This window comes from Kineosporia sp. NBRC 101731, assembly GCF_030269305.1.
In the GTDB taxonomy this organism is placed as follows: Bacteria; Actinomycetota; Actinomycetes; order Actinomycetales; family Kineosporiaceae; genus Kineosporia.
In genome coordinates, this window is the sequence record NZ_BSTC01000013.1 from 15,988 (window position 1) to 28,154 (window position 12,167).

The window sequence follows — 12,167 nt, forward strand, 5'->3', positions numbered from 1 at the left end:
GGGCGAACGGGACGGGCGGGTCCACGGGTCCCCGCAGACCCTGATAACGTGAAAGCCCGTGGCTCAGCGGATACCAGAACACACCAAGCAGATCTTCGTCACGGGTGGCGTCGCCTCTTCTCTCGGCAAGGGGCTGTCGGCTTCCAGCCTGGGTCACCTTCTCCGGGCCCGCGGCTTGCGCGTCGCGATGCAGAAGCTCGACCCATACCTGAATGTCGACCCCGGCACGATGAACCCGTTCCAGCACGGCGAGGTCTTCGTGACCGACGACGGTGCCGAGACGGACCTCGACATCGGGCACTACGAGCGTTTCCTCGACGTGGAGTTCGGCCAGTCGGCCAACGTGACCACGGGCCAGGTCTACTCGTCCGTGATCGCCAAGGAGCGCCGGGGCGAGTACCTCGGCGACACCGTGCAGGTCATCCCGCACATCACTGACGAGATCAAGTCGCGGATGCGGGCCCAGGCCAGCGTCGCCGACGTGATCATCACCGAGATCGGTGGCACCGTCGGTGACATCGAGTCGCTGCCGTTCCTCGAGGCCGCCCGTCAGGTGCGCCGCGAGGTGGGGCGCGACAACGTCCTCTTCATCCACGTCTCCCTGGTGCCCTACCTGGCCCCCAGCGGCGAGCTGAAGACCAAGCCCACCCAGCACTCGGTGGCGGCCCTGCGCAACATCGGCATCCAGCCGGACGCGCTGATCTGCCGCTCCGACCGCGACATCCCCGAGAGCATGAAGCGCAAGATCGCGCTGACCTGCGACGTCGACCTCGAGGCGGTTGTCACCTGCGCCGACGCGCCGTCCATCTACGACATCCCCAAGGTGCTGCACTCCGAGGGACTCGACGCCTTCGTGGTGCGCCGCCTGAACCTGTCGTTCCGCGATGTCGAGTGGGACGACTGGAACGAGCTGCTGCGCCGGGTGCACCAGCCGCGGCACCGGATCGACCTGGCCCTGGTGGGTAAGTACATCGACCTGCCCGACGCCTACCTGTCGGTCACCGAGGCCCTGCGCGCCGGTGGCTTCGACCAGGACGCCAAGGTCAACATCCGCTGGGTCGCCGCCGACACCTGCGCGACCCGTGAGGGCGCGGCCAAGGCCCTGCGCGGCGTCGACGCGATCTGCGTGCCGGGTGGTTTCGGCGTGCGGGGGATCGAGGGCAAGCTCGGCGCCCTGACCTACGCCCGGGAGAACCAGATCCCCACCCTGGGACTGTGTCTCGGCCTCCAGGCGATGGTGATCGAGTACGCCCGCAGCGTCGCCGGCCTGGCCGGTGCCAGCAGCACCGAGTTCGAGCCGGACGCGAAGCACCCGGTCATCGCCACCATGGACGAGCAGAAACACATCGTCTCGGGCGACGGCGACATGGGCGGCACCATGCGCCTGGGTGCCTACCCGGCCGTGCTCGCCGAGGGCAGCATCGTGCGTGAGGTGTACGGCAGCGCCAAGGTCTCCGAGCGTCACCGGCACCGCTACGAGGTCAACAACAACTACCTCAAGCAGCTTGAGGACGCGGGTCTCTCCTTCTCCGGGATGTCCCCCGACCGGTCGCTGGTCGAGTTCGTGGAGCTTCCTCGCGAGGTGCACCCGTACTACGTGGGCACCCAGGCCCACCCCGAGTTCAAGTCCCGCCCCGATCGGGCGCACCCGCTGTTCGCCGGGCTCATCGCCGCGGCCGTCGACCGGCAGCGCGCCGAGCGGCTGGTCGACGTCGAGACGCCGCGGGCGGCAGACGCGGACTCACCGGCCGAGGCCGGCGAGGACACCGATTCCCAGACGACTGAGACGGTGACCGCGTGAGCTCGCCCGATGAGCTGGAAGATTTCCTTGCCCCGCGGCCGGTGCTCTCGCACGACCTGATCCACCACGGCAAGGTCTGGGACATCGTCTCGGAGAAGGTCGATCTCGGTGAGGGCGGCCAGGTCACCCGCGAGCTGATGGACCACCCGGGCGCGGTGACCGTGCTGGCCCTGGACGAGTCCGACCGGGTCCTGATGATCCGTCAGTACCGGCACCCGGTGCAGATGGAACTGTGGGAGCTCCCGGCCGGCCTGCTCGATGTGCCGGGGGAGAACCCGGTCGCGGCGGCCGCCCGGGAACTGCTGGAAGAGGCTGACCTCCAGGCCTCGCAGTGGGATCTGCTCGCCGAGTGGTTCAACACGCCCGGTGGCAGCAACGAGGCGCTGCGGGTCTACCTGGCCCGGGGCATCTCCGAGGTGCCCGAGGCCGATCGGTACCAGCGCGACGAGGAAGAGCTGAACATGCCCACCCGCTGGATCCCCCTCGACGAGGCCCGCGACGCGGTGCTCGCCGGGAAGATCCACAACCCGGGTGCGGTGATCGGCGTCCTGGCCGCGGTGGCATCACGTGAGGGTGGCTGGAAGAGCCTGCGCCCCGCCGACTCGCCCTGGCCGGCACACCGCCACTACCGCTAGTCCCTGCGCCCCTCCCGGCCGTTCCTTCTCGGTGGTGAGCCTGCGTTTTCAGTGGCCACCCGCCCGCAGCTCGTTGCTGCGGACGGGTGGCCACTGTCGTCTCCGGACGGTGTCCCACCGACCCCTTGTCGAGATCCCGGTGCTGATGCAGACGACCGGCCCGATGCGGTGGGCGCTGCGGGTCCGGGCCCGCCGGTGGCGCCCGGAGTGGGGACGACAGGTCTGCGTTGTGTACATCTGGTACATCCGGTACCGGATGTACCAGATGTACACAACGCGTCAGCTCTCCTGCTGTGGAGCGCTGGGCGAGTGTCATGGTCGAGTGTCATGGTCGAGTCAGGCGGGCCCTGGCCGGTTCGGTCTCCGTCGGTGGTCGTCGCACTACGCTGATCGCATGCGGCGATACACGCGGACCGGCCTCAGCTTCGATGTCCGCGACAGTGGTCCGGACAACGGCATCCCGGTGATCCTGCTCCACGGTTTTCCGCAGACCTCCACCTGCTGGCTGAAGGTGGAGCCGCTGCTGCACTCGGCCGGGATCCGTACGATCGCGCCGGACCAGCGCGGATATTCACCCGCGGCGCGGCCGTTGCAACGTCGTCGGTATGCCACCACGGAATTGATGGACGACGTGCTGGCCCTGCTGGACGCCGTCGGCCACCGCAGTGCTCACCTGGTCGGGCACGACTGGGGCGGGGCGCTGGCCTGGGCACTCGCCGGGCAGCACCCCGACCGCTTCCGCTCCGTCACCGTGCTCTCCACCCCGCACCCGGCCGCGATGGGCAAGGCCCTACGCAGCGGTTCACAGGCCGCGAAGTCTTGGTACATGGGCGCTTTCCAGCTGCCGCTCCTGCCTGAGGCGGCCGTGCGCAACCCGCGGTTCGAGCAGACCCTGATCCGCTCCGGCCTACCCCAGACGTTTGCCCAGCGCGACGCCCGCCGCCTGCGCCAGCCCCACGCCGCCACCGGCGCCGTGAACTGGTACCGCGGCATCGCCTACTCCCGCGACACCCCGGCCGGCCGCGCGAAGCTCCCGGTCACCTACGTCTGGGGTGCCCAGGACGCGTTCCTGGGCCGGGCCGCCGCCGAGGCCACGGCCGACTTCATCGACGCGAACCACCGCAACGAGTACCGCTTCGTCGAGCTGGACGCCGGCCACTGGCTGCCGGAGACCAACCCCGACCAGGTGGCCCAGGCCGTCATCGGACGGGTCAACGAGGCTGAGGGCACCCGCCGCCCCCATCGCACGAACCCTCTGCACCCCAACCCCTGAGCCCCGGCAGATCTACCGGATCGTGTGCCCTTGATGCGTCCTGTTCGCAAGGAGTGCACGCAATCCTGGCTCTGTGCCTATTTGAGCCCGGCCGATCTCAGCTCCAGGGCGGCCAGCCTGGCCACCACCTCCGGGTCGCCCGTGCGCCAGCCTTCCAGCGGGTCGTCGGTGATCTTCAGGAGTTTGGTGGTGGGACGGTTGGCCAGGGCTCGCAGGGCCAGCAGATCCTGGCCCCCGGAGCTGCGGGCCAGGTCGGCCGTCGCACCCGCGCGCCGCGCGAACCGCAGGCGCAGCAGGAGCCAGGGCACGACCAGCGCCAGGATCGGTGGGACCGACACGGCCAGGGCCAGGAGGATCGCCAGCGTGGTGGCCTTCTCGTCCAGACCGTGACCGGCGTTGGCGATGTCCTGGGCCGCGCCGGCCGCCGCGTTCAGCGGTTTGGCCAGGGCGTCGCCGGCGAGCGGGATGTCGCCCGCGCTCTGACCGGCCCCGTTCAGGTTGGTGGAGATGCCGTTGGCGCCACCCTGCACGTCGGCCCCGACATCGGCGATGGCGGAGAGGGCCGTGTGCACGGCTTGGGCGACGTAGTACCAGAGCACGATCCACAGCAGCACGCTGAGGTCGGCGACCACTTGCACGACGGCGCGGCCGGGTGTGGCCGCATAGGGGACGAACCGTGCACTCATGGCGATGATCAGATCACACACCGCCGACAGTTTCGCCTCGAAGCGTCTGTGCGCCACGCTCGCCGCGCCGATGCCCCCGCGTCACGCCATGACTGTCGGAGGTGCGTCCTAGAGTGGCCCTCGAAGTCGATCACCAGACCGGATCTGCTGACGAGAGGCGGTTGATCGAGTGAGGATCGGGGTTCCGCGCGAGATCAAGAACCATGAGTACCGGGTCGCGATCACCCCGGCCGGGGTGCACGAGCTGGTCCGGGCCGGGCACGAGGTCAGCATCGAGGCCTCGGCGGGCGAGGGTTCGTCCATCTCCGACGCCGACTACGTGGCCGCGGGCGCGCGCATCCTGCCCACCGCCGACGAGGTCTGGGCCGGGGCCGAGCTGGTGCTCAAGGTGAAAGAACCGATCGCGGCCGAGTACGGGCGCATGCGCCCGGGGCAGGTGCTGTTCACCTATCTGCACCTGGCCGCCGACCGGCCCCTCACCGAAGAACTGCTGAAACGCCAGGTCACCGGCATCGCCTACGAGACCGTCCAGCTGCCTGACCGGTCGCTGCCGCTGCTGGCCCCGATGAGCGAGGTCGCCGGCCGGCTCGCCCCGCAGGTCGGCGCCCACACCTTGATGCGGGCCGAGGGCGGCCGGGGAGTCCTCCTGGGCGGTGTCTCCGGGGTGTACGCGGCCAAGGTCGTCATCCTCGGCGCGGGGGTGGCCGGGGCCAACGCCGCGGCGATCGCCCTGGGCATGCAGGCCGAGGTGGTGCTGCTCGACCGCGACATCAACCGGCTGCGCCAGATGGACCGGATCTATCAGGGCCACCTGCAGACCGTGGCGTCGAACTCGCTCGAGGTCGAGACCGCCATCCGCGACGCCGACCTGGTGATCGGCGCCGTGCTGGTCGCCGGGGCGAAGGCGCCGAAGCTGATCAGCAACGAGCAGGTGGCGAGCATGCGCCCCGGCAGCGTGCTGGTCGACATCTCGATCGACCAGGGCGGCTGCTTCGAAGACAGTCACGCCACCACGCACGCCGATCCCACCTACAGGGTTCACGACTCGGTCTTCTACTGCGTGGCCAACATGCCCGGTGCGGTGCCCCACACCAGCACCTACGCCCTCACCAACGTCACCCTGCCGTATGTCGTCGAGCTGGCCGGGCGCGGCTGGCGCGACGCCCTGCGGGCAGACCCGGCGCTCGCGCTGGGCCTGAACACCTACGACGGAGCCGTGGCCAACGCCCCGGTCGCCGCGGCGCACGACATGCCGTTCGTCGCCCTGAGCGAGGTGCTGGCCTGACTGCGCCCGTGACGTCCGCCCCGGGGGCGCGGCCGTCCATCGCCAAGACAGCCCGTGCGGCCGACACCGCCGAGGCTGTCGGAACGAGCGCCACCGGCGTGACCACCGTCGAGAAGGCCCTCACCGGCTATCTCGATCACCTCGCCGTCGAACGCGGTCTGGCGACCAACACCCTGGGCGCCTATCGCCGTGACCTGCGCCGTTACGTCGATTTCCTGCTCAGCCACCGGCTGGCCGACCCGGCGGCGGTGTCCGAGACCGACGTGATGAACTTCCTCGCGGCCCTTCGCACGGGGGAGGACGGCGCGGCTGTCCTCAGTGCTAGTTCGGCCGCGCGCACCGTGGTGGCGGTGCGCGGGTTCCACCGGTTCCTGCTGTTGGAGGGCCTCACGCCCACCGACCCGGCCGGGCAGGTGCAGCCCCCGTCGGCGCCCAAGCGTCTGCCCAAGGCGATCAGCCTTGACGCGGTCGAGCGGGTGCTGTCCGCGGCCGGCCCACCGGAGACCCCGACCGGGCTGCGCGATCGGGCACTCCTGGAACTGCTCTACGGCTGCGGCGCCCGCATCAGCGAGGCCGTGGGCTGTGCCATCGACGACCTCGACCTGCAGTCCGGCCTGGTCCGGCTGCGTGGCAAGGGCGACAAGGAACGCATCGTGCCCATCGGCAGTTACGCCGTCACGGCCGTCGAGGCCTATCTGGTGCGCGGTCGTCCGGCGCTCGCGCAGCGGGGCAAGGGATCACCGGCGGTCTTCCTGAACGCCCGTGGCGGGCCGCTGTCCCGGCAGAGCGCCTGGGCCGTGCTGGCCGGGGCCGCGGACCGCGCGGAGCTCTCCGGCAAAGTGTCTCCGCACACATTGCGGCACTCCTTCGCCACGCACCTGCTCGAGGGAGGCGCAGATGTACGCGTGGTGCAGGAGTTGCTCGGACACGCCTCCGTCACGACCACGCAGCTCTATACCCGTGTTACCGCAGACACGCTCCGTGAGGTATATGTAGCCGCGCACCCCAGGGCGCTTCACGCCTGACCGACGCTCATAGCGCGGAACTTGGCTTGAGTACCAGACGACGCGCCGACTAGCCTCGCCAGGTCTAGTCCGGCGACGCGCGAGGATAGACATCGACGATTCGCCCGGTGTCATGTCCCGATGTCGGCCCAACCGTCGACAAGCGCTACCGAGGAGACGACGTGACGAACAACACGACTGCTGCGGCTTTGTCGAACATAGCCGTCGAACGGGGAGGCGGCGACGGCCTGCTACTGGTGAGTTCCGGCGGCGACGGACCGACCGGCCGCCCGATGCCGTCGTTCCCGGAGCCGTCACCGCTGGCCTCGCACGGCCCCGCTCGCATCATCGCGATGTGCAACCAGAAGGGCGGCGTCGGCAAGACCACGTCGACCATCAACCTCGGGGCGGCGCTCGCCGAGTACGGCCGCCGGGTACTGCTCGTCGACTTCGATCCGCAGGGTGCCCTCTCCGTGGGGCTGGGCATCAACCCGCACGAGCTCGACCGCACGATCTACAACGTGCTGATGGACCGCACCACGGTGGTGAAAGAGGCCATCCGGCAGACCGAGATCGAGGATCTCGACCTGCTGCCGGCCAACATCGACCTCTCCGCCGCCGAGGTGCAGCTGGTCAGCGAGGTGGCGCGGGAGACCGTGCTGAGCCGCGCGCTGCGTCCGGTGCTCGACGACTACGACGTGGTGCTCATCGACTGCCAGCCGTCGCTGGGCCTGCTCACCATCAATGCCCTCACCGCCTCGCACGGTGTGGTGATCCCGCTGGAGTGCGAGTTCTTCGCCCTGCGCGGTGTCGCCCTGCTGGTCGAGACCATCGAGAAGGTGAAAGACCGGCTCAATCCCGGCCTCGAGGTCGACGGCATCCTGGCCACCATGTACGACCCGCGCACCCTGCACAGCCGGGAGGTGGTGTCCCGCGTGGTCGAGGCCTTCGGCGACCGGGTCTTCCACACCGTCATCGGCCGCACCGTGAAGTTCCCCGACGCCTCGGTCGCCGCCGAGCCGATCACCACCTACGCCTCGTCGCACGCCGGTGCCTACGCCTACCGCCTGCTGGCGCGTGAACTGATCGCCCGTGGCGACGCTGCCTGACCCTTCGGGCCCGTCCGAACGACCCCGCCCGCAGAACCCCACGGCGCAGGACGCGCCCATCATCGATCTGACCAGCGCCGACGGCTCGCCGACGATTGATCTGCGAGACAGCCCGATCAAGGACGAGGGTCACGGCGAAGCTGTCAGCGCCGACCCGGGCACGGCGAACGAGACCCGCGAGCCCATCGAGCCCATCGAGCCCACTGACGTCACTGGTGACCCGCAGGCCGCGGCGACCACGACGTCCTCCATCAGCACGGAGGAAGTCACCCCCGGCGGTGTTCTCCCCGGCCGCTCGGCCGGCTTCTCGGTGCATCTCGACAACTTCGACGGCCCCTTCGACCTGCTGCTCGGCCTGATCTCCAAGCACAAGCTGGACGTCACCGAGATCGCGATCGCGCAGGTCACCGACGACTTCCTGGTCTACGTGAAGGCGCTCGGCGCGAACTGGGACCTCGGCGAGGTGAGCGAGTTCCTGCTGGTCGCGGCCACGCTGCTCGACCTGAAGGCGGCCCGCCTGCTGCCGGCCGCAGAGGTCGAGGACGACGACGACCTGGCCCTGCTGGAGGCCCGCGACCTGCTGTTCGCCCGGCTGCTGCAGTACCGCGCGTTCAAGGACGTCGCCTCGACCCTCGCCGCGCACATCTCCGCCGAGACCCGACGGGCGCCGCGTGACGTACCGATCGAGGACCACATCAAGAAGGTCCTGCCCGAACTGGTGCTGGGGCTGACCCCGCTGCAGTTCGCCGAGATCGCCGCCAAGGCCCTCACTCCGAAGGAACCGCCCAAGGTCACGCTCGACCACCTGCACAACCCGGCCGTCAGCGTGCGCGAGCAGGCCGCCCTGATCGTCGAGCGCCTGCGCCGGGTGCAGACCGCGAGCTTCCGCTCCCTGGTCTCCGACGCCGAGGGCAAGCTCGTCGTGATCGCCCGCTTCCTCGCCCTGCTGGAACTGTTCCGCGAGGCCGCGGTGGCCTTCGACCAGGTCTCCCCGCTGGGCGAACTCACCGTGCGGTGGACCGGCGCCGAACTGACGCAGATCGAGGTCGACGAGTTCGAGGGCCTCGAGGTGAAGACGCAGGAGCCGGTCGAGGGCTGAGCAGACGTCCGTGCCGATGACAGGCAGCTGGAAGCAGATGGAAGGTAGACGTCAGGCAGACGAAATGGTCGGGGACGGGTGCGTGGACAGGGCATGATGGACGAGTGAGTGACGAGGAACAGGCCGGCGACGCCACCGGGGTGAACGATGCCCCGGAGACGGCCCCTGTCACGAGCGACCAACGCGACAAGAGCAAGTCACCGGGCGAGGTGAGCGATCTTCCTGACCTGGACGATCTGCCCGGTGGTGCCCGCGCGGCCCTCGAGGCGGTGCTCATGGTGGTCGAGCATCCGGTCGAAGAGGTGCAGCTGGCGGCCGCCATGGGGGTCACGGTCGAGCAGGTCACCGAGCTGCTGGCCGGTCTCGTGGCGGAGTACGACAACGATGCCCGGGGCTTCGAGCTGCGCCGGGTGGCCGGCGGATGGCGCGTCTACAGCCGGGCGGAATTCTCGCCGGTGCTGGAGCGCTTCGTTCTCGACGGCCAGACCTCCAAGCTCAGCCAGGCTGCTCTGGAGACCCTCGCGATCGTGGCCTACCGCCAGCCGGTGAGCCGTGCGCGGGTGTCCGCCATCCGTGGGGTGAACGTGGACGCTGTGATGCGCACCCTGGTCACCCGCGGGCTGGTCGAGGATTCGGGTAACGATCCCGAGACCGGCGCGACGCTTTATCAGACCACCCAGACCTTCTTGCACAAATTGGGCCTGACCTCGCTGGACGCGCTGCCTGCCCTGGCGCCGTTCCTGCCCGAGGTGGATGCCCTCGACGACTTCCCGGCAGGTGTTTCATGACCCCCCCCAAGAATTCCAAGCCCCGCAAGACCGCACACCGCGGTCAGCAACCCAAGGTGCCCGGTGCCCGCACCACCGCTCGCGGTGGCCGCGACCGCACGGGTGCCCCGGCCGGTTCCCGCACCATGCCGGGCTCGCCGAAAGAGCCCGAGGTCGACGTTCACGACCCCGACGGCATCCGCCTGCAGAAGGTGCTGGCCCAGGCCGGTGTCGCCTCGCGTCGTGCGTCCGAAGACCTGATCGAGGCCGGCCGCGTGCAGGTCGACGGCACCACCGTGCGCGAGCTCGGTGTGCGCATCGACCCGAAGACGGCGATCGTGCACGTCGACGGCGTGCGCCTGCAGCTCGACACCTCGCTCATCTACCTGGCGCTGAACAAGCCCCCGGGCGTCGTCACCACGATGTCCGACCCGGAGGGCCGGCCCTGCGTCGGCGACATCCTGTCGCAGCGCCCCAACGCCCTGGACGAGCGGCTGTTCCACGTCGGCCGCCTGGACACGGCGACCGAGGGTCTGCTGATCCTCACGAACGACGGTGACCTCACCCACCGCCTGACGCACCCCAGCCACGAGGTGCCGAAGACGTACCTGGCCGAGGTGGCCGGGCCGGTGAAGCAGGACATCGGCAAGAAGCTCCGCGCCGGGATCGAGCTGGAAGACGGTCCGGTCAAGGCCGACTCCTTCCGCATGGTCGACTCCCGGCCCGGTAAGGCGCTACTCGAGATCACCCTGCACGAGGGGCGCAACCACATCGTCCGGCGCATGCTCGCCGAGGTGGGGTACCCCGTTCTCCAGCTCTGCCGGATCCAGATCGGTCCGGTGAAGATGGGGGGCCTGCGTTCGGGACGTACCCGTGCGATCCACGGCGAGGAGCTCAGCAAGCTGTTCGAAGCAGTTGGGCTGTAGCTAATCCTCTTGTCCCGCAACTACTTTCAGGCAGCAGATCTCTAGGAGGAAATGTGGCTGTCCGGGCCATCCGGGGGGCGACCGCGGTGGACGTCGACGAGCGCGAACACGTTCTCGAGCGCACCCGCGAACTGGTGTCCGAGGTGATGGAGGCCAACAAGCTCGACCAGGACTCCATCATCAGCATCATCTTCACCGCCACCCAGGACGTGTCGAGCGTGGCGCCGGCTCTGGCCGCGCGTCAGCTCGGGCTGAACGACCCGGCTCTGATCTGTGTCCAGGAAATGCATGTCGAAGGCGCCATGCCGATGCTGGTCCGCCTGGTCGCGCACGTCGAGACCGAGCTGGACCGTGACCAGGTGCGCAATCGGTACCTGCGCGGTACCGACCAGCTGCGGGTAGACGTACCCCCGATCCCGGGAAGCTGAGCCGGGATCACCATGAGCGTCGATCCAGCGGCGGCGCAGACCCTCGGAACCGTCCGCATCGTCGGCACCGGCCTGCTCGGCGCGAGCATCGGCCTGGGGCTGCGCGGACTGGGCGTACGGGTCCTGCTCCACGACCCGTCCCCGACCGCACTCGCCCTGGCCCGCGACATGGGCGCCGGCGAGCCCGATCCCGGTGACGAACCGGTGTCACTCGTCGTCGTCGGTGCCCCGCCCGACGTCACGGCCGGGGTGGTGCGGGCCGAACTGGCCGCGCACCCGAACGCCACGGTCACCGATGTGGCCAGCGTCAAGGGCGGCATCGCGGCCGAGCTGGCCGGTGCCGACGGGATCGAACGCTATGTCGGCGGGCATCCGATGGCCGGCCGGGAACGTTCCGGGCCGACCGCCGCCCGCGCCGACCTGTTCCTGGGGCGGCCCTGGGTGGTGTGCCCGTCGTCCACCGACCAGGTGTACGAGCGCACCGAGGCCGTGCGCATGCTGGCCGTCGCTCTCGGTGCCACCCCCGTCTTCATGCCCGCCGCCGAGCACGACGAGGCCGTGGCGCTGATCTCGCACGTGCCCCAGCTGGCGGCCAGCCTGGTCGCCTCCCGCCTGGTCAAGGCCAGCGACCCGGCCGTCGGGCTGGCCGGGCAGGGGCTGCGTGACGTCACCCGCATCGCCGACAGCGACCCGATGCTGTGGGCCCAGATCCTGTCCGCCAACGCACCGCAGGTGGCGGGCGTCCTCAAAGAACTGCGCACCGACCTCGACAGCGTGATCACCGCCCTCGACGCCCTCGGCGCGGGGGAGGCGGTCGGCGCGCGCGCCGCCGTCGCGCAGATCGTGCACCACGGGCGAGAGGGTCGCGAGCGCATCCCGGGCAAGCACGGTCAGCCGCAGACCCGCTACGCCGTGGTCACCGCGTTGCTGCCGGACAAGCCCGGGCAGCTGGCCAGGCTGTTCGAGGACATCGGCGAGGCCGGGATCAATGTCGAGGAGTTCAGCCTCGAGCACTCACCCGGAGCCCGGGTGGGTCTGGGTGGTGTCTCCGTGCTGCCGGCCGCACGGGAGGAGCTCGAGAGGGCCCTCACCGAGCGCGGCTGGCACGTCGTCGCGTAGCCCGGTCCCGGCAAATCCGGACAACCGGCCACTCC

General features: G+C 69.8%; 12 protein-coding genes. 11 read left to right on the plus strand and 1 reads right to left on the minus strand.

Annotated elements, in window-relative coordinates; all coding sequences use genetic code 11:
- Nucleotides 1-58 precede the first annotated feature (58 nt).
- The 3 genes from pyrG to QSK05_RS28210 all read left to right on the plus strand — a co-directional run bounded on the left by pyrG (nt 59) and on the right by QSK05_RS28210 (nt 3,709).
- Entirely contained in the window at nt 59-1,801 is a 1,743-nt protein-coding gene (gene pyrG / locus QSK05_RS28200; RefSeq protein ID WP_285600388.1) for a CTP synthase, read from the plus strand.
- Nucleotides 1,798-2,436 carry an NUDIX domain-containing protein gene (locus QSK05_RS28205; protein WP_285600389.1) on the plus strand — a complete coding sequence of 213 codons (639 nt, stop codon included), beginning with the start codon at nt 1,798-1,800 and terminating at the stop codon, nt 2,434-2,436. Before pyrG ends, QSK05_RS28205 begins: the two co-directional genes overlap by 4 nt.
- A 394-nt stretch (nt 2,437-2,830) precedes the next feature.
- The gene (locus QSK05_RS28210; RefSeq protein WP_285600390.1) at nt 2,831-3,709 is read left to right on the plus strand and encodes an alpha/beta fold hydrolase; all 879 of its coding nucleotides are present in this window, start codon (nt 2,831-2,833) and stop codon (nt 3,707-3,709) included.
- Nucleotides 3,710-3,786: 77 nt separating this feature from the next.
- On the opposite strand, the gene QSK05_RS28215 is transcribed toward QSK05_RS28210, so the two are convergent.
- Entirely contained in the window at nt 3,787-4,395 is a 609-nt protein-coding gene (locus QSK05_RS28215; protein WP_285600391.1) for a hypothetical protein, read from the minus strand.
- A gap of 169 nt (nt 4,396-4,564) precedes the next feature.
- On the opposite strand from QSK05_RS28215, the gene ald reads away from it, so the two are divergent.
- The 8 genes from ald (at nt 4,565) to QSK05_RS28255 (ending at nt 12,132) form a co-directional block, all read left to right on the plus strand.
- The gene (gene ald, locus QSK05_RS28220) at nt 4,565-5,680 is read left to right on the plus strand and encodes an alanine dehydrogenase (protein ID WP_285600392.1); all 1,116 of its coding nucleotides are present in this window, start codon (nt 4,565-4,567) and stop codon (nt 5,678-5,680) included.
- Nucleotides 5,681-5,688: 8 nt separating this feature from the next.
- Nucleotides 5,689-6,705, plus strand: coding sequence for a site-specific tyrosine recombinase XerD (xerD, locus tag QSK05_RS28225; RefSeq protein WP_285600393.1), 1,017 nt, complete (start codon nt 5,689-5,691; stop codon nt 6,703-6,705).
- Nucleotides 6,706-6,977: 272 nt separating this feature from the next.
- On the plus strand, nt 6,978-7,793 hold the full coding sequence (locus QSK05_RS28230) for a ParA family protein (RefSeq protein WP_285600553.1): 816 nt from the start codon (nt 6,978-6,980) through the stop codon (nt 7,791-7,793).
- Entirely contained in the window at nt 7,777-8,892 is a 1,116-nt protein-coding gene (locus tag QSK05_RS28235; protein WP_285600394.1) for a segregation and condensation protein A, read from the plus strand. The genes QSK05_RS28230 and QSK05_RS28235 overlap by 17 nt, the downstream gene beginning before the upstream one ends.
- Before the next feature lie 104 nt (nt 8,893-8,996).
- Nucleotides 8,997-9,680 carry an SMC-Scp complex subunit ScpB gene (gene scpB, locus QSK05_RS28240; RefSeq protein WP_285600395.1) on the plus strand — a complete coding sequence of 228 codons (684 nt, stop codon included), beginning with the start codon at nt 8,997-8,999 and terminating at the stop codon, nt 9,678-9,680.
- Entirely contained in the window at nt 9,677-10,585 is a 909-nt protein-coding gene (locus QSK05_RS28245; RefSeq protein WP_285600396.1) for a pseudouridine synthase, read from the plus strand. Before scpB ends, QSK05_RS28245 begins: the two co-directional genes overlap by 4 nt.
- A 53-nt stretch (nt 10,586-10,638) precedes the next feature.
- On the plus strand, nt 10,639-11,013 hold the full coding sequence (gene aroH / locus QSK05_RS28250) for a chorismate mutase (protein ID WP_285600397.1): 375 nt from the start codon (nt 10,639-10,641) through the stop codon (nt 11,011-11,013).
- Nucleotides 11,014-11,025: 12 nt separating this feature from the next.
- Nucleotides 11,026-12,132: a prephenate dehydrogenase gene (locus QSK05_RS28255; RefSeq protein ID WP_285600398.1), complete on the plus strand. Its 1,107-nt coding sequence runs from the start codon at nt 11,026-11,028 to the stop codon at nt 12,130-12,132.
- Nucleotides 12,133-12,167 lie beyond the last annotated feature (35 nt).